17 protein-coding genes are annotated in these 20,651 nt (G+C 41.4%); 14 read left to right on the top strand and 3 right to left on the bottom strand.

Annotated elements, in window-relative coordinates; translation table 11 throughout:
* The first annotated feature begins 223 nt into the window (after positions 1–223).
* From secE to rpoC, 8 genes are all read left to right on the top strand, one after another.
* Positions 224–601: a preprotein translocase subunit SecE gene (gene secE, locus PVK63_RS18610; protein WP_130043786.1), complete on the top strand. Its 378-nt coding sequence runs from the start codon at positions 224–226 to the stop codon at positions 599–601.
* A 12-nt stretch (positions 602–613) separates the two neighbouring features.
* Positions 614–1,159, top strand: coding sequence for a transcription termination/antitermination protein NusG (gene nusG / locus PVK63_RS18605; protein ID WP_130043787.1), 546 nt, complete (start codon positions 614–616; stop codon positions 1,157–1,159).
* A 118-nt stretch (positions 1,160–1,277) separates the two neighbouring features.
* Positions 1,278–1,706: a 50S ribosomal protein L11 gene (rplK, locus tag PVK63_RS18600; protein ID WP_130043788.1), complete on the top strand. Its 429-nt coding sequence runs from the start codon at positions 1,278–1,280 to the stop codon at positions 1,704–1,706.
* 4 nt (positions 1,707–1,710) lie between these two features.
* Positions 1,711–2,415 carry a 50S ribosomal protein L1 gene (gene rplA, locus PVK63_RS18595; RefSeq protein WP_130049333.1) on the top strand — a complete coding sequence of 235 codons (705 nt, stop codon included), beginning with the start codon at positions 1,711–1,713 and terminating at the stop codon, positions 2,413–2,415.
* A 244-nt stretch (positions 2,416–2,659) separates the two neighbouring features.
* Positions 2,660–3,154 carry a 50S ribosomal protein L10 gene (rplJ, locus tag PVK63_RS18590; RefSeq protein WP_130049332.1) on the top strand — a complete coding sequence of 165 codons (495 nt, stop codon included), beginning with the start codon at positions 2,660–2,662 and terminating at the stop codon, positions 3,152–3,154.
* Positions 3,155–3,209: 55 nt separating this feature from the next.
* A complete protein-coding gene (gene rplL, locus PVK63_RS18585) occupies positions 3,210–3,578 on the top strand; it encodes a 50S ribosomal protein L7/L12 (RefSeq protein ID WP_130049331.1) in 369 nt (122 codons plus the stop codon).
* A 232-nt stretch (positions 3,579–3,810) separates the two neighbouring features.
* Positions 3,811–7,839, top strand: a complete 4,029-nt coding sequence (gene rpoB / locus PVK63_RS18580) for a DNA-directed RNA polymerase subunit beta (protein ID WP_130088046.1) — start codon at positions 3,811–3,813, stop codon at positions 7,837–7,839.
* A gap of 71 nt (positions 7,840–7,910) precedes the next feature.
* Entirely contained in the window at positions 7,911–12,116 is a 4,206-nt protein-coding gene (rpoC, locus tag PVK63_RS18575) for a DNA-directed RNA polymerase subunit beta' (RefSeq protein WP_130049329.1), read from the top strand.
* Between the two features lie 155 nt (positions 12,117–12,271).
* Here rpoC and rsd read toward each other — a convergent pair whose 3' ends face one another.
* The gene (rsd, locus tag PVK63_RS18570; RefSeq protein WP_130043794.1) at positions 12,272–12,754 is read right to left on the bottom strand and encodes a sigma D regulator; all 483 of its coding nucleotides are present in this window, start codon (positions 12,752–12,754) and stop codon (positions 12,272–12,274) included.
* Positions 12,755–12,868: 114 nt separating this feature from the next.
* On the opposite strand from rsd, the gene nudC reads away from it, so the two are divergent.
* The 4 genes from nudC to PVK63_RS18550 all read left to right on the top strand — a co-directional run bounded on the left by nudC (position 12,869) and on the right by PVK63_RS18550 (position 16,553).
* Positions 12,869–13,663, top strand: coding sequence for an NAD(+) diphosphatase (gene nudC / locus PVK63_RS18565; protein WP_274440838.1), 795 nt, complete (start codon positions 12,869–12,871; stop codon positions 13,661–13,663).
* Positions 13,664–13,865: 202 nt separating this feature from the next.
* Positions 13,866–14,933 (top strand): uroporphyrinogen decarboxylase, encoded by a 1,068-nt coding sequence (gene hemE, locus PVK63_RS18560; RefSeq protein ID WP_130043796.1) that lies wholly within the window; start codon positions 13,866–13,868, stop codon positions 14,931–14,933.
* 113 nt (positions 14,934–15,046) lie between these two features.
* Positions 15,047–15,499, top strand: a complete 453-nt coding sequence (locus PVK63_RS18555) for a tellurite resistance TerB family protein (protein WP_274440840.1) — start codon at positions 15,047–15,049, stop codon at positions 15,497–15,499.
* Between the two features lie 460 nt (positions 15,500–15,959).
* Entirely contained in the window at positions 15,960–16,553 is a 594-nt protein-coding gene (locus tag PVK63_RS18550; protein WP_130048510.1) for a YjaG family protein, read from the top strand.
* A 75-nt stretch (positions 16,554–16,628) separates the two neighbouring features.
* Here the strand turns inward: PVK63_RS18550 and PVK63_RS18545 are convergent, their stop codons facing one another.
* Positions 16,629–17,696 carry a CNNM domain-containing protein gene (locus tag PVK63_RS18545; protein WP_130048511.1) on the bottom strand — a complete coding sequence of 356 codons (1,068 nt, stop codon included), beginning with the start codon at positions 17,694–17,696 and terminating at the stop codon, positions 16,629–16,631.
* A gap of 219 nt (positions 17,697–17,915) precedes the next feature.
* Here PVK63_RS18545 and PVK63_RS18540 point away from each other — a divergent pair, with 219 nt between their 5' ends.
* Both PVK63_RS18540 and PVK63_RS18535 read left to right on the top strand, forming a co-directional pair.
* Entirely contained in the window at positions 17,916–18,188 is a 273-nt protein-coding gene (locus tag PVK63_RS18540) for an HU family DNA-binding protein (RefSeq protein ID WP_122033826.1), read from the top strand.
* A 39-nt stretch (positions 18,189–18,227) separates the two neighbouring features.
* Positions 18,228–18,932, top strand: coding sequence for a DUF1481 domain-containing protein (locus tag PVK63_RS18535; RefSeq protein WP_274440841.1), 705 nt, complete (start codon positions 18,228–18,230; stop codon positions 18,930–18,932).
* Between the two features lie 130 nt (positions 18,933–19,062).
* Here the strand turns inward: PVK63_RS18535 and purD are convergent, their stop codons facing one another.
* A complete protein-coding gene (gene purD / locus PVK63_RS18530) occupies positions 19,063–20,355 on the bottom strand; it encodes a phosphoribosylamine--glycine ligase (RefSeq protein ID WP_274440842.1) in 1,293 nt (430 codons plus the stop codon).
* Positions 20,356–20,651 lie beyond the last annotated feature (296 nt).

Here is a 20,651-nt window from a genome sequence, read left to right as displayed (position 1 = left end):
TGCTTAAGATTTGACTAAATACTAGTAAAAAGGGCATCATTTGATGCCCTTTTTCTGCGTTGTATTGTGTGTTGTTTTGCATTTTTAGAAAATACACAGTACAGCGCAGATGAATCAACGAAATTGTTGGTTTATGGAATGAAGATACTAGGCTATATTAAGTCTGGTTAACAATTTCTATCAAGTGATAGAAGTAAATTATGGTTATGTCACAGGTTGGTTTATGAAAACAAATACTGAGACAACAGAAACTTCAGGCGCAGCTGATACAGTAAAATGGTTACTTGTTTTAGTTCTATTATCTGCTGCTGTTGTTGGTAATTACTTACTAGCTGATTTATCTGTTGTTATTCGAGCTGCCGGTGTGGTTGCATTAATTGCTGCTGCTGGTGGTATTGCTGCTTTCACAGCAAAAGGTCAAACTGCAATTGCATTTGCTCGTGAATCAAGAATGGAAGTTAGAAAGGTTATTTGGCCTACACGCCAAGAAACAACACAAACAACTTTCATTGTTCTAGCTGTATGTATCGTAATGGCTCTGATTTTATGGGGTATTGATGGTATTATGGTCAGACTAATTGGCTTAATCACAGGTGTTTGAGGATAAGTGATCATGAGTGAAGCTCCAAAGAAACGTTGGTATGTAGTTCAAGCCTTTTCAGGTTTTGAAGGTCGTGTATCTCAATCGCTACGCGAACATATTAAAATGCATAACATGGAAGAGTTATTTGGTGAAGTACTAGTACCAACTGAAGAAGTGGTAGAAATGCGTGCTGGCCAACGTCGTAAAAGCGAACGTAAATTTTTCCCTGGTTACGTTTTAGTGCAAATGATCATGAATGATGAATCATGGCACTTAGTACGTAGTATTCCACGTGTAATGGGGTTCATTGGTGGTACTTCGGATCGCCCTGCGCCAATTACAGACAAAGAAGCTGATGCCATCTTAAATCGTCTTGAGCAAGCGAGCGAAGCTCCTCGTCCTAAGACATTATTTGAAGCTGGTGAAGTGGTACGTGTTACAGAAGGCCCATTTGCTGACTTTAATGGTACTGTTGAAGAAGTAGACTACGAGAAGAGTCGAATCAAAGTTTCTGTTTCTATTTTTGGTCGTGCAACTCCTGTTGAACTTGAGTTTAGCCAAGTAGAAAAAAACTGATCGAAAAATCAGCAAAACTATTGTAAAGCGCGCGAATTATTACTATAATCTCGCGCGTTTTTGTTAACGGGGAGCTAATCCAGTTGGATGGCGTTTGAACCCAAAATTAGGAAATATTATGGCTAAGAAAGTTGAAGCTTATATCAAACTGCAAGTTGCAGCAGGTATGGCGAACCCAAGTCCACCAGTTGGTCCTGCTCTAGGTCAACACGGTGTGAACATCATGGAATTCTGTAAAGCGTTTAACGCAAGAACAGAATCTGTTGAGAAAGGTCTACCGATCCCAGTTGTTATCTCTGTATACAACGACCGTTCTTTCACATTTGTAACTAAGACTCCACCAGCAGCAGTTCTTCTTAAGAAAGCTGCAGGCGTTAAGTCTGGTTCAGGTCGTCCAAACACTGAGAAAGTTGGTACTGTTACTGACGCTCAGTTACAAGAGATCGCAGAAACTAAAGCTGCGGACATGACTGGTGCTGACATTGAAGCTATGAAGCGTTCAATTGCTGGTACTGCTCGTTCAATGGGTCTAGTGGTAGAGGGTTAATAGAATGGCTAAACTTACTAAGCGTATGCGTAATATCCGCGAAAAAGTGGAAGTTACTAAAGACTACGAAATCAACGAAGCTGTTGCTCTTCTAAAAGAACTAGCTACTGCTAAATTCAATGAAAGCGTTGACGTTGCTGTTAACCTTGGCATTGATGCACGTAAATCAGACCAAAACGTACGTGGTGCAACTGTACTACCTCACGGTACTGGTCGTGACATCCGTGTTGCTGTGTTCACTCAAGGTGCAAACGCAGAAGCAGCTAAAGAAGCTGGCGCTGATCTAGTAGGCATGGAAGATCTTGCTGAGCTAGTTAAGAAAGGCGAAATGAACTTTGACGTTGTTGTTGCTTCTCCTGATGCAATGCGCGTTGTTGGTCAACTAGGTACTATCCTAGGTCCTCGCGGTCTTATGCCAAACCCTAAAGTTGGTACTGTAACTCCTAACGTTGCTGAAGCAGTTAAAAATGCTAAAGCTGGTCAGGTTCGTTACCGTAACGACAAAAACGGCATCATCCATACTACTATCGGTAAAGTGGATTTTGATGCTGCTCAACTTAAAGAGAACCTAGAAGCTCTTTTAGTTGCACTTAAGAAAGCAAAACCAACTTCAGCGAAAGGTACTTTCCTGAAGAAGGTAAGCATCTCAACTACAATGGGTGCTGGCGTATCTCTAGATCAAGCGACTTTAGATACTGCTACAAACTAATTTGCAAAAGTGTAGAATTAATGTATAATTCTGCGCTTATCAAATTTATGGTTGGGGCTGTTTAATTTTATATTAAATAGTCTCCGTCCAAGACCGTAGGCGCTCGCAAGAGCTTAATAAAGCCTGCGTAGACGGTGCCCGAACTAAAAGCTAGTTTTTTAAATTGGTTTTCTGGGAATGCATCGTAATTACTCTCCTACAATTTTGTAGTGAGTGGTGTAATCACAACCAGAGGTTAATCCAAATGGCTTTAAATCTTCAAGACAAAAAAGCAATTGTTGCTGAAGTCAACGAAGCAGCCAGTGGTGCACTTTCTGCAGTTGTAGCTGATTCTCGTGGCGTTGCTGTTGGCGCGATGACTTCTCTACGTAAACAAGCGCGTGAAGCGGGTGTTTACATGAGAGTTGTTCGTAACACTTTAGCACGTCGTGCAGTAGAAGGTACTCAGTACGAGTGTCTACAAGACACATTTACTGGTCCATCTCTACTTGCATTCTCTAATGAGCACCCAGGTGCTGCAGCACGTCTTTTTAAAGACTTTGCTAAAGAGAATAAAGACTTCGAGATCAAAGCTGCTGCATTTGAAGGCGTAGTTACTGATGCTGATGTACTAGCGACACTACCAACTTACGACGAAGCTATCGCACGCCTAATGATGTGCATGAAAGAAGCTTCTGCTGCTAAACTGGTACGTACTATCGCTGCTGTTCGTGATCAAAAAGAAGAAGCTGCGGCATAAGCCCTGCTTTATTTGATTGCAAAATAAATTATTGTTGACTTAAAAGAGAATTGTTATGTCTATTACTAACGAGCAAATCCTAGACGCAGTTGCAGAAATGTCTGTAATGCAAGTTGTTGAGCTTATCGAAGCTATGGAAGAAAAATTTGGTGTTTCTGCTGCTGCTGCAGTAGTTGCAGGTGGCGCAGCTGCGGGCGACGCTGCTGAAGAGCAAACTGAATTTGACGTTATCCTAACTTCTGCTGGCGCAAACAAAGTATCTGTAATCAAAGCAGTACGTGGCGCTACAGGTCTTGGCCTGAAAGAAGCTAAAGGTCTTGTAGACTCAGCTCCAGCACCTCTAAAAGAAGGCGTTGACAAAGCTGAAGCTGAAGCTCTTAAAGCTCAGTTAGAAGAAGCTGGTGCTTCTGTTGAAATCAAGTAATTATTACTTAGTTTCATAGCCTAACGGCTAATGGCTGGTGGTTTATTAACCACCGGCCTTTTTGCGCTGTAGGGTTTAGGGTAATTTCACACTGTTTAAAGTCCCTATATCCGAGCAAAAAACATAATTTCAATCAGAGATTATGTCCTACAGAAAACAGTGTTATTAGTCACTGTCCCAACCTTTCGAAGGCGGACGGTTCGGGTCACTTATCAGCGAGCTGAGGAACCCCATGGTTTACTCTTATACAGAGAAAAAGCGCATCCGTAAGGATTTTGGTAAGCGTCCACAAGTGTTGGACATACCATACTTGCTATCGATCCAGCTTGATTCTTTTACTAAGTTTATCGAGCAAGATCCTGAAGGGCAATACGGTCTTGAGGCTGCTTTCCGTTCTGTTTTTCCAATTCAGAGCTACAATGGCAACTCTAAGCTAGAATACGTTAGCTACAATCTCCGTGAACCAGAGTTTGACGTAAAAGAATGTCAAATTCGCGGTGTTACATATTCTGCACCACTACGTGTTAAATTACGTCTAGTTGTGTACGATAAAGACGCACCTGCAGGCACGGTAAAAGACATTAAAGAACAAGAAGTCTACATGGGCGAAATTCCGCTTATGACAGACAATGGTACTTTTGTAATCAATGGTACTGAAAGGGTTATCGTATCCCAGCTGCACCGCAGCCCAGGTGTCTTCTTCGACAGCGATAAGGGTAAAACCCATTCATCTGGTAAAGTTCTTTATAACGCACGTGTAATTCCTTACCGTGGTTCATGGTTAGATTTCGAATTTGATCCTAAGGATAACTTATTCGTACGTATCGACCGTCGTCGTAAATTACCAGCAACGATCATCTTACGTGCACTTCGCAAGACAACTGAAGAAATCTTAGATCTATTCTTCGATAAAGTTGTATTTGAAGTGAAAGATCAAACGCTAATGATGGAATTACTTCCTGAGCGTTTACGTGGTGAGACTGCAACATTTGATATTGAATCGAACGGCAAAGTTTATGTTGAAGCCGGTCGTCGTATTACTGCGCGCCATATTCGTCAATTGACGAAAGACGAAGTAAATTATATCGAAGTACCAGTAGATTATATCGTAGGTAAAGTGGCTTCTCACGATTATGTGAATGAAGACACTGGTGAGATCATTGTTGCAGCTAACCAAGAGTTTAGCTTAGAAGATCTTGCTAATTTATCTCAAGCTGGCCATAAAAAGATCGAAGTATTATTTACGAATGATCTTGATCATGGTGCATATATTTCTGACACATTACGTGCAGATTCAACGGTTGACCGTTTATCGGCTCTTGTTGAAATCTACAGAATGATGCGCCCTGGCGAGCCACCAACAAAAGAAGCTGCTGAAGCATTATTTGAAAGCCTATTCTTCTCTGAAGATCGCTATGACCTATCGACTGTTGGTCGTATGAAGTTTAATAGCTCAATTGGCCGTGATAATGATGAAGGCGTTGGCATTCTTGATGAGACAGATATCATCGAGGTTATGCGTAAACTGATCGATATTCGTAACGGTAAAGGCGAGGTTGATGATATCGATCACCTTGGTAACCGTCGTATTCGTTCTGTTGGCGAAATGGCAGAAAACCAATTCCGTGTTGGTCTAGTTCGTGTAGAACGTGCTGTTCGTGAGCGTTTAAGTCTTGGTGACCTTGATGCAATTATGCCTCAAGATCTTATCAATGCTAAACCGATTTCAGCTGCAGTTAAAGAATTCTTTGGCTCTTCACAGCTATCTCAGTTTATGGACCAAAACAACCCATTGTCAGAAGTTACGCACAAGCGTCGTATCTCTGCTTTAGGTCCTGGCGGTCTAACTCGTGAGCGTGCTGGTTTCGAAGTTCGTGATGTACACGCGACTCACTACGGTCGCCTATGTCCAATCGAAACACCTGAAGGTCCAAACATCGGTCTAATTAACTCATTGTCAGCATTTGCACAATGTAACGAGTATGGTTTCCTAGAAACTCCATACCGTCGTGTTGTTGATGGTGTTGTTACTGAAGATGTTGATTACCTATCTGCTATCGAGGAAGGTACTTTTGTTATTGCACAGGCGAACGCCGTGTTAACAGAAGAAGGTACTTTTGCTGATGAATTAATCATCGCTCGTCAGAAAGGTGAATCTGGACTGCACCCACGTGAACACATCCAATATATGGATGTCGCGACAAACCAAGTTGTATCTGTAGCTGCATCGCTTATCCCGTTCCTAGAACACGATGATGCGAACCGTGCCCTAATGGGTGCGAACATGCAACGTCAAGCCGTTCCTACACTAAGAGCTGATAAGCCTTTAGTTGGTACTGGTATTGAACGTAATGTAGCTGTTGACTCAGGTGTAACTGCTGTTGCTAAACGTGGCGGTATGGTTCAGTCAGTAGATGCTTCTCGTATCGTTATTAAAGTGAACGAAGAAGAATTGGTACCTGGCGAAGCTGGTATCGATATCTACAACTTAACTAAATACACTCGTTCTAACCAAAATACGTGTATCAACCAACGTCCTACAGTACTTCCTGGTGAACCTGTAACTCGTGGTGATGTACTTGCTGATGGTCCTTCAACGGATCTTGGTGAGCTTGCACTTGGTCAGAACATGCGTATCGCGTTCATGCCTTGGAATGGTTATAACTTCGAGGATTCAATCCTTGTATCTGAGCGTGTAGTTCAGGAAGACCGTTTCACGACAATCCATATTCAAGAACTATCTTGTGTGGCTCGTGATACTAAACTTGGTTCAGAAGAGATCACTGCAGATATTCCTAACGTAGGTGAAGCTGCACTGTCTAAACTTGATGAATCAGGTATTGTTTACATTGGTGCTGAAGTTAAGGGTGGTGACATCCTAGTTGGTAAAGTAACACCTAAAGGTGAAACTCAACTGACTCCTGAAGAGAAGCTACTACGAGCGATCTTCGGTGAAAAAGCATCTGATGTTAAAGATTCTTCTCTACGTGTACCAAACTCTGTTTCAGGTACTATCATTGATGTACAAGTATTTACTCGTGATGGTGTTGAAAAAGACAAACGTGCTCTAGAAATCGAACAAATGCAGCTTAAAGAAGCTAAGAAAGACATCACTGAAGAATTCCAGATTCTTGAAGGTGGCTTATTAGCACGTGTTCGCACACTTCTACTTGCTGCAGGTACTTCTGAAGTTAAGCTTGATGCGATGGATCGTAAGCAGTGGTTAGAAATCACTCTTGATGATGAATCACAACAAAATCAACTTGAGCAGCTTGCTGAGCAATATGATGAGCTTAAAGCAGAGTTCGATAAGAAATTCGAAACTAAACGTCGTAAGATCACTCAAGGTGATGATCTTGCACCGGGCGTACTGAAAATCGTTAAAGTTTACCTAGCGGTAAAACGTCGTATTCAGCCTGGTGATAAGATGGCGGGTCGTCATGGTAACAAGGGTGTAATCTCTAAGATCAACCCTGTTGAAGACATGCCTTATGATGAAAAAGGTCAGCCAGTAGATATCGTACTGAACCCACTGGGTGTACCTTCTCGTATGAACATCGGTCAAATCCTTGAAGTTCATATGGGTCTTGCTGCGAAAGGCGTTGGTGATAAGATCAACCAAATGCTTAAAGAGCAACAAGAACTACATAAGTTCCGTAACTTCTTACAAAAAGTATACGATCTTGGTGAAACTCGCCAAGAAGTAGACATCGCTGCATTGTCTGATGACGAAGTTCGTACATTAATTAAGAACTTACGCGGTGGTTTACCAATCGCAACACCAATCTTTGATGGTGCTCCAGAAGCATCAATTAAAGAGCTATTAAAACTTGTTGATCTGCCTGAATCTGGCCAGTTGAAACTGTTTGATGGTCGTACTGGTGATGCGTTTGAGCGTCCTGTAACTGTTGGTTACATGTACATGCTAAAACTAAACCACTTAGTTGATGATAAGATGCACGCACGTTCTACCGGCTCTTACAGCCTTGTAACTCAGCAACCACTTGGTGGTAAAGCTCAGTTTGGTGGTCAGCGTTTCGGTGAGATGGAAGTATGGGCACTTGAAGCATATGGTGCCGCTTATACTCTACAAGAAATGCTAACCGTTAAGTCGGATGACGTGAACGGTCGTACTAAGATGTATAAGAACATCGTAGATGGCGATCATCGTATGGAACCAGGTATGCCAGAATCATTCAACGTATTGTTGAAAGAGATCCGCTCACTTGGTATCAATATCGAGTTAGAAGACGAAGAATAATCTCATTGAGATTGTCCGGTAGAATATAAGGCGCTCGCCGAGCGCCTTTTTTCTCCTTACAGGAGCCGAATGTGAAAGACTTATTAAAGTTTCTGAAAGCACAACATAAGACTGAAGAATTTGATGCAATCAAAATCGGTCTTGCTTCACCTGACCAAATTCGTTCATGGTCTTTTGGTGAAGTTAAAAAGCCAGAAACAATCAACTATCGTACCTTTAAGCCAGAACGTGACGGTCTTTTCTGTGCACGTATCTTTGGCCCAGTTAAAGACTACGAATGCTTATGTGGTAAATACAAACGCCTTAAGCACCGTGGTGTTATCTGTGAAAAATGTGGCGTAGAAGTAACGCAAACTAAAGTTCGTCGTGACCGTATGGGCCACATCGAATTAGCGTCTCCAGTTGCGCACATCTGGTTCCTGAAGTCACTGCCGTCTCGTATTGGTTTGTTAATGGACATTCCGCTACGTGATATTGAGCGTGTACTTTACTTTGAATCATATGTGGTTACTGAGCCAGGTATGACTGATCTAGAGCGCAGCCAACTTCTTTCAGAAGAAGAGTACCTTGATAAGCTAGAAGAATTCGGTGACGAATTCATCGCTAAGATGGGTGCTGAAGCAATTAAAGATTTACTTGCTTCTATGGATATGCACGCTGAGATTGAAAATATGCGTGAAGAGTTAGAAACTACTAACTCTGAAACAAAACGTAAAAAATTGACTAAGCGTCTGAAACTAGTAGAAGCGTTTGTTCAATCTGGTAACAACCCAGAATGGATGATCCTTACTGTACTACCAGTTCTTCCGCCAGATCTTCGTCCTCTAGTTCCACTAGATGGCGGTCGTTTTGCTACGTCTGATCTAAATGACTTATACCGTCGTGTGATTAACCGTAACAACCGTTTGAAGCGTCTTTTAGACCTAGCTGCACCAGACATCATCGTACGTAATGAAAAACGTATGCTGCAAGAGTCTGTTGATGCGCTGCTTGATAACGGTCGTCGTGGTCGTGCGATCACAGGTTCTAATAAGCGTCCTCTGAAATCTCTTGCTGATATGATCAAGGGTAAGCAAGGTCGTTTCCGTCAGAACTTGCTTGGTAAACGTGTAGACTACTCTGGTCGTTCTGTAATTACAGTAGGTCCAACACTTCGTCTACACCAGTGTGGTCTTCCTAAGAAGATGGCACTTGAACTATTTAAACCATTTATCTATAGCAAATTAGAAGGCCGTGGTCTTGCTACGACAATCAAAGCTGCTAAGAAAATGGTAGAGCGTGAAGAAGCGATCGTTTGGGATATCCTAGATGACGTAATTCGTGAACACCCAGTATTGCTTAACCGTGCACCAACACTTCACCGTCTTGGTATTCAAGCGTTTGAACCAGTACTAATCGAAGGTAAAGCGATTCAGCTTCACCCACTAGTGTGTGCGGCATATAACGCCGACTTCGATGGTGACCAGATGGCGGTACACGTACCTCTAACTCTGGAAGCTCAATTAGAAGCACGTACCCTAATGATGTCGACAAACAACATTCTGTCGCCAGCATCAGGTGACCCAATCATCGTACCTTCTCAGGACGTTGTATTAGGTCTGTACTATATGACACGTGAAAAAATTAACGCGAAAGGCGAAGGCATGTACCTTGAAGGTTTTGCTGAAGCTGAAAAAGCATACCGTACAGGTGTTGCTGAGCTACATGCTCGCGTTAAAGTTCGTATCACTGAAGTTATTCGTGATGAGAACGGTATTGAGACTCGTGAAACTAAACTGGTTGATACGACTGTTGGTCGTGCAATGCTATGGCAGATCGTTCCAGAAGGTCTTCCTTACAGCATCATTAACCAGAAGTTAGGTAAGAAGCAAATCTCTAACCTACTAAACGAAGCGTACCGTACTCTTGGCCTTAAAGACACAGTAGTGTTTGCTGACCAAATCATGTACACAGGTTTCGCATACGCAGCATTATCAGGTGCGTCTGTTGGTATCGATGACATGGTTATCCCTGATGCTAAGTACACGAAAGTTGCTGATGCAGAAGAAGAAGTTAAGCAAATTCAAGAACAGTACCAATCTGGTCTTGTAACTGCGGGCGAACGTTACAACAAAGTTATCGATATCTGGGCAGCAACAAACGAACAAGTTGCTAAAGAGATGATGGATAACCTGTCTTCAGAAACAGTGCTTAACCGCGATGGTGAAGAAGAGCAACAAGAATCGTTTAACAGCGTTTACATGATGGCCGACTCCGGTGCTCGTGGTTCTGCAGCTCAGATTCGTCAGCTAGCAGGTATGCGTGGTCTGATGGCTAAACCAGATGGTTCAATCATCGAAACACCGATCACGGCGAACTTCCGTGAAGGTCTAAACGTAAACCAATACTTCATCTCAACGCACGGTGCGCGTAAAGGTCTTGCCGATACAGCACTTAAAACAGCGAACTCAGGTTACCTGACTCGTCGTTTAGTAGACGTTGCACAAGATGTGGTTGTTCACTTAGATGACTGTGGTACATACGAAGGTGTGACCATGACTCCTCTAATTGAAGGTGGTGACGTTAAAGAGCCTCTACACGAACGTGTTCTAGGTCGTGTGGTTGCTGAAGATGTATTGAAACCTGGTACTGATGAAGTTCTTCTACCTCGTAACACACTTCTTGATGAGAAGCAGTGTCAAGTTGTTGAAGAAAACTCAGTTGACCAAATTAAAGTACGTTCAGTAGTAAGCTGTGAAGCAGATTTCGGTTGTTGTGCTAACTGTTACGGTCGTGACTTGGCTCGTGGCCATATGGTAAACCAAGGTGAGTCAGTCGGTGTTATCGCTGCTCAATCAATCGGTGAACCTGGTACACAGCTAACGATGCGTACGTTCCACATCGGTGGTGCGGCATCTACGGCAGCAGCAGACAACAGCATTCAAGTTAAAACGACTGGTTCGATCAAACTTCATAATGCTAAGCACGTAACAAATGGCGAAGGTAACTTAGTTATTACGTCTCGTGCTTCTGAATTGACGGTTATTGATGAGCATGGTCGTACAAAAGAGAGCTACAAGCTTTCTTACGGTACGATTCTTTCTAAGAAAGATGGTGATGCAGTTAACCAAGGCGACAAGATCGCATCTTGGGATCCGCATACAATGCCAATCATCACAGAAGTACAAGGTCAAGTTCAATTCGTGGACATGATTGATGGTGTGACAATTACAACTCAAACTGATGAGTTAACTGGTCTATCTTCAATCGTTATCCTTGATGCGGCTGAGCGAGCTTCTGCTGGTAAAGACATGCGTCCAACAGTGAAACTTGTTGATGCGAACGGTCGTGACATCATGATCCCTGGCACTGAAATGCCAGCACAATACTTCCTACCTGGTAAGGCGATTGTTAACCTTGCAGATGGTGGTAACGTAGGTATCGGTGAAACACTAGCTCGTATTCCTCAGGCGTCAAGTGGTACTAAAGATATTACCGGTGGTCTTCCACGCGTTGCGGACTTATTTGAAGCTCGTAAACCTAAAGAGCCAGCAATTCTTGCTGAGCACGCAGGTATTGTTGCGTTTGGTAAAGAAACTAAAGGTAAAGTACGCTTATTGATCACTCGTGATGATAACGGCGAAGTTTATGAAGAAATGATTCATAAACACCGTCAACTTAACATCTTTGATGGTGATAAAGTTGAACGTGGCGACGTTATTTCTGATGGTCCAGAAACTCCACATGATATCTTACGTTTACGTGGTATCCATGCAGTTACTGAATACATCACTAACGAAGTTCAAGAAGTTTACCGCTTACAAGGCGTTAAGATTAACGATAAGCACATTGAGACTATCGTTCGTCAAATGCTACGTAAGTGTACGATTACACATTCTGGTGATTCTACTTTCCTTGAAGGTGAGCAACTAGAATTTGCTAACGTAACGATTGCAAACCGTCAGCTTGAAGCTGAAGGCAAGCAACCTGCACGTTTCGAGCGTGATCTACTAGGTATTACTAAAGCGTCTCTTGCTACTGAGTCGTTCATCTCTGCTGCATCGTTCCAAGAAACGACGCGTGTACTTACTGAAGCAGCTGTTTCTGGTAAGCGTGATGAGCTACGTGGTCTGAAAGAAAACGTAATCGTTGGTCGTCTAATTCCAGCGGGTACAGGTTTCGCATACCACCAAGAACGTCAAAAGCAAAAAGCTGTGGAGCAAGAAGGGCCATCAGCTGAGCAAGCGACTGACAACTTAGCGGCACTATTAAACGCAGGTTTCTCTTCTGAAGAGTAATTGATTTAATAGACGCAAATAAAAAACCCTGCAGAGATGCAGGGTTTTTTTTGGTTCATTACAATTTCCCGGGGAAAATTGCTTTTATCTTCATAAAGACTTAGTCCATATTTCTGTAACTACAGACTGTCCTTTAATTAGCTTATTTTTGTCATTTATGCGCCAGGTGGGTGACTTAAGCTGCTCGAAATCAGCTCGATTAATCCATCCTCTAGCTCAAACCTCATTTCAATAATCTCACCTATTTTTGAGAAATCTTTATCAAAATCAGTCAATAAAAGCGCTTCGTCTTCTTTTGAGTATTTATCTGTAAAATTTAGGATCGGATCGGTGGTTTTAGTGATATTAGCGTAAATTTGACTCATATCTTCCGTTGGAGAAAAACCTGTTGCATCCCATTTCGCCATTACCATGTTGTAAATTTTAAAATGACCTTCTGAAATATAATCAATTAAATGCTGAGTAAAAGATTGAATTGACGAGAAAGTAGGGAGGGATGGAGTCGATGAATCGAAAGGGGGTAAGCCTGCTAATTTACAGAACTCGACCAATAGATCTTGTCGAGTCGAAAGCCAGTGATCAATAACATCGTTATTACCACCCCACTGTTCTTGGAATTTATTTAGTTTAGTAAGCATAACGATATCCTTGTAGTTGCAAGCAATAAACCAAAGTTCTTATATATACTCTCATTACTATATTCATTAAGATTGCCAGTAAATATTAAAGGCTGCAAGAGGGTTGTGATAAAGATGTTAAACCAACATACAAAAGTCTACTGGTGTGTCGTCAATGATTCTACTATTTGGCTAGAAACTGATGGTCTCCCTTACGGCAGTGCAAGTGATTTAAAATTGCCTTTTGAGCAAGCCGTATGTATAGGAAAACACAATAGTTATCCTGTTATGTGGTTAAATGATGAGTCAGTTGAGCAAACACTTTCTTATACGAATTTAAGAGACTTATTAGAATGCAAAGAAACTGAGTTTTTATTATTCAGTAAAGCGATTCAATATGGATTTATGGCTCGAGAATTCCGTTTTTGCCCTCAATGTGGTGGCCGTACTCAACTGAACCTTAATCAAATCGCCATGCAGTGCAATGAATGTCGCAAGTTGCATTACCCTAGAATTTTTCCATCTATTATTGTAGCGGTTCGTAGAGAAAATTCGATTTTACTTGCTCAACATCAAAGGCATAAAGGTGGCTTATTTACGGTTTTAGCCGGTTTTGTTGAGGTAGGTGAAACGCTTGAAATGGCGGTAGAGCGTGAAGTATTTGAAGAAACAGGCATTAAAATTACCAATATCCGATATTTTGGTAGTCAGCCTTGGGCTTTTCCTTCAAGCCTTATGGTTGGGTACTTGGCAGATTATGAGTCAGGTGAAATCAAAGTCGATAGAAATGAGCTAGTGAAAGCGGGATGGTATTGCCAAGATCAATTGCCAGAACTTGCTCCTAAAGGCACGATTGCACGAACGCTCATAGAAACAACACTAGATAACATAAATAAAAAAACACCCAATCAAGAGACAGGGTGTAAGTAAGGTGTTGTTATGCTTTCAATTAAATACAATTGTTAATTGAATGTTGTTATTTTCACTAGCAAAGCAATTTCTATCATGAGGTTAACTATTGCGCAATTGGCATCATAAATAAGATTAATTAAATATGATCTCGATAGCAAAGGTAGGCTTTTGTTCGTGCCATTGAGTGATACAATAGCAGGAGCTAATATAAGGAAAGATCATGACAGAATTAAAAAATGACCGCTATTTACGTGCGTTATTAAAACAACCAGTAGATTACACACCAGTTTGGATGATGCGCCAAGCAGGTCGATACCTTCCAGAGTACAAGGCGACACGAGCAGAAGCGGGTGATTTCATGTCTCTGTGTAAAAATGCAGAGCTTGCTTCTGAAGTGACGCTACAGCCTCTACGTCGTTTTCCTCTAGATGCTGCGATTCTATTTTCAGATATTCTGACTATTCCTGATGCGATGGGGTTAGGACTATACTTTGAAACAGGCGAAGGTCCTAAGTTTGAGCGTCCAATTACTTGTAAAGCTGACGTAACTAAAATTGGCCTTCCAGATCCTGAAGGTGAGCTGCAATATGTAATGAATGCAGTACGTCAGATCCGTAAAGATCTAAAAGGTGAAGTACCATTAATTGGTTTTTCTGGTAGCCCTTGGACACTAGCGACATACATGGTTGAAGGTGGAAGCTCAAAAGCATTCACTAAGATCAAAAAAATGATGTATGCAGAACCAGCAACATTACACCTATTGCTAGATAAATTAGCAGATACGGTTATTGAGTACCTAAACGCGCAAATTAAAGCAGGTGCACAATCTGTGATGGTATTTGATACATGGGGGGGCGTATTAACTCCTCGTGATTACAACGAATTCTCTTTGCAATATATGCATAAGATTGTTGATGGCTTAATTCGTGAAAACGAAGGTCGCCGAGTACCAGTAACGCTATTCACTAAGAATGGTGGTATGTGGTTAGAGTCAATTGCAGCAACAGGCTGTGATGCAGTAGGCTTGGATTGGACAATTAATATTGCAGATGCGAAAGCTCGTATTGGTGATAAAGTTGCTCTACAAGGTAATATGGACCCATCAATCCTTTACGCACAACCTGAACGTATCCGCCAAGAAGTGGGTACTATTCTAGAAGGGTTTGGTAATGAGGGTACAGGTCACGTATTTAACTTGGGTCACGGTATCCATTTAGACGTTCCGCCAGAAAATGCAGGTGTGTTTGTTGATGCGGTTCATGACCTATCTAAGCCGTATCATAAATAAAATCTTAGTTTAAGATTCTAGATAGAAAGGAGACTCATTGTAGTCTCCTTTTTTATTGGAACAGATCTATACTTAAATGGTCATATTATTAATTATCGGTATTGAGAGTTTTTATGTTTAAGAAATTGAGTACGCTATTAAAAAAAGTCATGCATGAAGCGAGTGACGGTAGTGCGGGTGAAGTCGCTTCGATGCATTTAGCAATGGCGTCTTTATTATGTGAAGTATCAGGTGCCGATCACCAGAGTGATGAAAGAGAAGATAACGCAAAATTACAGCTATTAAGTAAATTATTTGATATTAACGACGAACAAGCAAAGACTTTATTGCGTGAAGCTACGGCTAAAAGTAAAGCCTCAACGTCTTTATATGAGTTTACAACTAAGTTGAGAGCATTGATGCCGAACGAGCGTTACGATCTAATCGAAGCTATGTGGACGGTAGCGTATGCAGATGGTGTGATTGAACCAATGGAAGAGGCGGTGATTCGTCAGGTATCCGATTTGATTTATCTTGATCATCTTGAGTTTATTCGAGCAAAGCTTGCCGCAGTACCACAAGCATAACGCAGTGAAGCCTGTTATATCACAGGCTTTTATTTTTAATAACCGTTGTCAAAATCCACAAGATTCTTTAAAGAAAAATGGCGAAAATATTGAATGCAATAACCTAAATCATATTCAGAGATTTGTGGCTCAAAGATCCCCTTAACATTGGTGAGAGTACAATCTTGTCGTAAGTTAGAATGTATAAGAGCGTCAATACCGGCAAAGGTAGAGTGAATCCACTCAACAGATTTAAATTGATCCAGTAATTCAGAAATGAGTGGTGGGTCGGTAAGGATAATATCGGCTTTTCTAAGATCATGACAAATTTCAAGATCAGGAAGATCCTATAGCTCAAAAAGTGAGAGGTAGCTCTCTTTTTCTTTTGAAATGATAAGTAATTTGTTCATAACCTTCCTTTTGTCATTCGTGGTTATCAAGTACACTTAAAGCGTCATTTTTTTATAGTGTAGAATCGTATATGTTACGCAATCCTATCCAAGTTCGTTTAGAAAAGTTTGAACCATGGCAACAAATTACTTTTATGGCTTCTTTATGTGAGCGTATGTACCCAAATTACGTACATTACTGTGAAGCAACCGGCTTTGCTGAGCCTCAAACCTATCGCGTTATACTAGATAGTATTTGGGAATTATTGACCGTTAAAAATGCCAAGATTAATTTTGAACGTCAATTAGAAAAGCTAGAAGAAATGATCCCTGAGTTAGATGATGATTCAATTTACCTGACTTACCCAGCAATTGATGCTTGTGTTGCGTTATCGACTTTTTTACACGGGATCTTAGATCGTGATGTATTAGAAGAAGCCATGTTTAAGATTAGCCAGCTATCAGTAATGACAGTTGCTCAGCTGGTTGAAGCGCAAACGGGTGAAGAAGTGACAGATGAAAATCAAAAAGACATTGATGTGATTTGTGAAGAGTGGGATGTCCAGTGGGCAATTTTCCGACCACTTCGTGAAGCAGAAGAGCGTGATATTGATTTAATTAAAGACTTACGCCAAGAACTAAGAGACGAGAATGTAAGTAATATCGGTCTAGAGCTAGATTACTAATTTTCTGACGTTACAAAAAAAACCGATGAATATTCATCGGTTTTTTAATTTAAAGGGGCTTGCTAACACCTTTAACTATTCTTTCTCTTCTTCTACATCGGTATTATCGATAACACCGTGCTTGTTTTTCCAGTTAGTCCAACGCTGTTGAGCTAGTTGCTGCATATCTGTAGTTTTATCTGCTTCATCAATGATCTCTTCACCAACCATATATTCAAAGATATCTTCTAAAGTAAGCAGGCCTTGTACCGTGCCGTATTCATCAATCACGAGCGCTAACTGTGCTCTGTGCTTCATTAAGTGTTCAAATGCTTTCGGTAGTGTTGAAGTACTGATAACGACTTGAATTGGGCGCATAACAGAACCAAGAAGGCGTTTTCCTTGGCCTTTATGCATTGCAGAGAATAATTCTAAGCGATGGATAAAGCCAACAATGTTATCGCTGTCTTCACTGTAAACTAATGGACGTGAAAATGGGGTTTCTGCGCAATCTTTTATAAAGTCTTCCACCGTCATTTCAGCATTAACACGAAATAAAACGGTTCTTGGTGTCATGACTTGAGTCACTGGTACATCTCTAATATTTAGAATATTAGTTAAGATTTTTGACTCACCTTCTGCAAATTCACCATTCTCTTTTGCAAGCGTGGCCATAGCAGCAATTTCATCTCGTAATTTTGGCGCTTGATGTCCACGAGCTAAACGTTTAGTTAATTGCTCTGACGCCCAAACAACAGGGCTTAATAACAGCACCATCCAATGCAGCATTCTTGCAGCCATTGGAGCGAGTTGGCGCCAGTAGGTTGCACCGATAGTTTTCGGTACAATTTCAGAAAATAATAAGATTGCGAACGTTAAGAACGCAGAGAAAACACCTAGCCACTCACTACCAAAAACGATAGACGCTTGAGCACCAGAAGCCGCAGCACCCGCAGTATGGGCAATAGTATTTAGGGTTAAAATTGACGCTAAAGGGCGATCTACATTGTTTTTTAGTTGCGTTAATCTTTCGGCAGCAGGGTGGTTCTCTTGACGCATTTGAGCCAAATAGCTTGGGCTGATACTAAGTAAAATAGCCTCAAGCACAGAACAAATGAAGGATACGCTAATAGAAATGGCAATATAGATGGATAAAATAAACATTATTAATCTCAAAAAAGTAAGCAAGCCCTTATAAAATGGGTGCTGATCGGTCAAAAAGCAATGCCTCATAAATGAAAAATAGTGATAAATTGTGAGACGTTACTCAGTTTGTGTCTAAAGAACGCGCATTCTGTAGCAAGAAGTGTGACAAACCTTTGCCAGATGGGGGCTTTATGCATTAGAGTGAACAGGATTTCAAAAAATAGAAGGGAAACCCTAATGAATAAAACCCAGTTAATTGATGCTATTGCTGAAAAAGCAGACCTATCAAAAGCACAAGCAAAAGCAGCTCTTGAAGCGACTCTAGAAGGCGTAACTGGCGCACTTAAAGATGGCGAACAGGTTCAACTTATCGGCTTTGGTACTTTTAAAGTTAATCATCGTGCAGCACGCACTGGTCGCAACCCTAAGACTGGTGACGAGATTCAAATCAAAGCTGCGAATGTTCCTGCATTTGTTGCTGGCAAAGCACTGAAAGAATCAGTGAACTAAGATATACTTTGCCGAGTTAACCCTTAACTCGGCATTTTTATGAAGCGCATTCTATCTACCTTACTTCTCTCTGCATTTCTTTTTGGCTGTTCATCAAGCCCATCAGATGAGCAACGCATCAAATCAGTCACCTTAACCGGTGGTCAAATCCAAGGTGATGCAACCAGTTACTATTGGTATACACGTCGACTACAACAGTCTCTAACTGCGTCAGATTACGTTACTATGGGTGATTATGGTTGGTATAAAACAACTTATCGCTGGGAAAAAAACGTATTAGTCGAAGCCGTTCGTGAAGGTGAGATGTTAGATAATACTGACGGTCTCATCCCTTACATGATGCACGTTCGTTATAATGGCAATGGAGAGGCAGTGTATCAACGCTATCGTAAAGATGGTCGTATATTCCCATTGATGCCTAATCAACTTGCTCAATTCCAAGACCAATCTAAGTATTTAATCACAAAAGTAGAAGGTTTGGATAAAGAAGGTGTTGCTTTATATCAAGGTGAGTGGGATGGCGAAACATTTTATTCTTGCGATGGTCAGCAATACGATCAATTAGAATTCAATCAAATCTTACCGAATTTTGTCGTCGCACGATTATCCGGCTTAGACAGTTTTATCTCATTTTTAGGTGAAGAGAAAAATCGCGATAAAAAAGTATTAAAAATGTCTGAATTATTGTTGTTAACAGATGATAGCTACACTTGTGTAGAACGACCTGAATTAATTGAAGAGTAATACCAACTCCATTAATTATTTGATCATTATTACGCAGGAAAATAGCTAATTTAATTAGCTACATTGATATAAAAAGGCGCTGTGATAGCGCCTTTTGTTTTTCTGTAGCTGTTATTTGTAAGTTAAGCCATTACTTATCTTCTAATTCACGCGCAATGGCACGGTAACCAATGTCATTGCGATGGAACATTCTATTCCAGCTTACTTGTTTCGTTAACTCGTACGCACGTTGCTGAGCTTCTAAGACTGTATTTCCTAATGCTGTTGCACAAAGTACGCGGCCGCCATTTGTCACAACGTCGCCAGCTTCGTTATTTGTGGTGCCTGCGTGGAAGATCTTTTGACCTTCAGCTTCTTCTGAAGGCAACGAAATAACGTCTCCTTTTGCATAATCCGCTGGATAGCCACCAGCAGCAAGAACAACACCGATAGAAGCGCGTGGGTCCCATTTAGATTCTGCTTCATCCAGTTTTTCGTCAATAGCCATTAGGCAAAGCTCAACAAGATCCGATTCCATACGCATCATAATAGGTTGTGTTTCTGGATCACCAAAGCGACAGTTGTATTCGATTACCTTTGGCGTGCCATCAGCATCAATCATCAAACCAGCATATAAAAATCCAGTGTAAGGAGCGCCTTCAGCATCCATTCCACGAACCGTAGGATAGATAACTTCTTCTAGAATACGATTATGGATTTCAGGAGTAACAACAGGAGCAGGAGAGTACGCGCCCATTCCACCTGTGTTAGGGCCAGTGTCTTTATCGCCTACACGTTTGTGATCTTGACTAGTTGCCATTGGTAGAACACTTGCGCCATCAACCATAACGATAAAGCTTGCTTCTTCACCTTCTAAAAACTCTTCAATAACGACGCGGCTACCAGCCTCACCAAAGGCATTGCCTGCTAGCATATCTTTGATCGCGTCTTCTGCTTCTTCTAGTGTCATTGCAACGATAACGCCTTTACCGGCAGCAAGGCCATCAGCTTTAACGACAATCGGTGCGCCTTGTTCACGCACGTAAGCTAATGCTGGTTTAATTTCAGTAAAGTTTGCATAAGAGCCTGTTGGGATATCATGACGAGCTAAAAAGTCTTTAGTAAACGCTTTAGAGCCTTCTAGTTGTGCTGCTGCTTTTGTAGGGCCAAAGATAGGTAATCCTGCGTCACGGAATGCATCAACAACGCCGATAACTAATGGTGCTTCAGGGCCAACGATTGTTAGCTCAATTGCTTTCTCTTTTGCAAAGGCCACAAGAGCTGTTATGTCTTCAACATCAATCGCTACGTTTTCTAGTTTTGGTTCAAGCGCTGTACCTGCATTACCTGGAGCGATAAATACCGTTTCAACGTTTGGGTTTTGTGCCGCTTTCCAACCTAGTGCGTGCTCACGACCGCCAGCACCAATAATCAATACATTCATGTTTTAAAATCCTTATAGCTGCTTCAGAGCCTTTATTTCTGTGTCAAACATGCTCACTTATGGTCATAAGCTCCGCGTGTTTTCCTTGAACTAAAGTCACTGATTTGCTCTACGTATTTCAAATATCGGAATATTTAAAAAAACAAAATAATAAGTTTTGCTCAAAGTAGTTGGTGCTTACGCGATTCAACTATTCGAGGTCTCTTTAAATCAGTGGGAGCGCTAACAAGGCGACAAGCGAGCTTATCCCTATGAGCATAGCTCGCTATGTGATTAGGGTAAGCGAGCGTAGTCAA

It is taken from the genome of Aliivibrio sp. S2TY2, from assembly GCF_028765525.1.
GTDB classification, from domain to species: domain Bacteria; phylum Pseudomonadota; class Gammaproteobacteria; order Enterobacterales; family Vibrionaceae; genus Aliivibrio; species Aliivibrio finisterrensis_A.
Note: the sequence above shows the minus strand (reverse complement) of the source record. Positions and strands in the feature narration are given on the sequence as shown.

Bases quoted from the DNA above. Each gene is read 5' to 3' on its own strand.
- rsd (WP_130043794.1), bottom strand. From the start codon at position 12,754: ATGCTTACTAAACTAAATAAATTCCAAGAACAGTGGGGTGGTAATAAC.
- rpoB (WP_130088046.1), top strand. From the start codon at position 3,811: ATGGTTTACTCTTATACAGAGAAAAAGCGCATCCGTAAGGATTTTGGT.
- PVK63_RS18545 (WP_130048511.1), bottom strand. From the start codon at position 17,696: ATGTTTATTTTATCCATCTATATTGCCATTTCTATTAGCGTATCCTTC.
- purD (WP_274440842.1), bottom strand. From the start codon at position 20,355: ATGAATGTATTGATTATTGGTGCTGGCGGTCGTGAGCACGCACTAGGT.
- rplJ (WP_130049332.1), top strand. From the start codon at position 2,660: ATGGCTTTAAATCTTCAAGACAAAAAAGCAATTGTTGCTGAAGTCAAC.
- rplK (WP_130043788.1), top strand. From the start codon at position 1,278: ATGGCTAAGAAAGTTGAAGCTTATATCAAACTGCAAGTTGCAGCAGGT.
- nudC (WP_274440838.1), top strand. From the start codon at position 12,869: ATGTTAAACCAACATACAAAAGTCTACTGGTGTGTCGTCAATGATTCT.
- PVK63_RS18555 (WP_274440840.1), top strand. From the start codon at position 15,047: ATGTTTAAGAAATTGAGTACGCTATTAAAAAAAGTCATGCATGAAGCG.
- nusG (WP_130043787.1), top strand. From the start codon at position 614: ATGAGTGAAGCTCCAAAGAAACGTTGGTATGTAGTTCAAGCCTTTTCA.
- PVK63_RS18535 (WP_274440841.1), top strand. From the start codon at position 18,228: ATGAAGCGCATTCTATCTACCTTACTTCTCTCTGCATTTCTTTTTGGC.
- rplL (WP_130049331.1), top strand. From the start codon at position 3,210: ATGTCTATTACTAACGAGCAAATCCTAGACGCAGTTGCAGAAATGTCT.
- rplA (WP_130049333.1), top strand. From the start codon at position 1,711: ATGGCTAAACTTACTAAGCGTATGCGTAATATCCGCGAAAAAGTGGAA.
- PVK63_RS18540 (WP_122033826.1), top strand. From the start codon at position 17,916: ATGAATAAAACCCAGTTAATTGATGCTATTGCTGAAAAAGCAGACCTA.
- secE (WP_130043786.1), top strand. From the start codon at position 224: ATGAAAACAAATACTGAGACAACAGAAACTTCAGGCGCAGCTGATACA.
- PVK63_RS18550 (WP_130048510.1), top strand. From the start codon at position 15,960: ATGTTACGCAATCCTATCCAAGTTCGTTTAGAAAAGTTTGAACCATGG.
- hemE (WP_130043796.1), top strand. From the start codon at position 13,866: ATGACAGAATTAAAAAATGACCGCTATTTACGTGCGTTATTAAAACAA.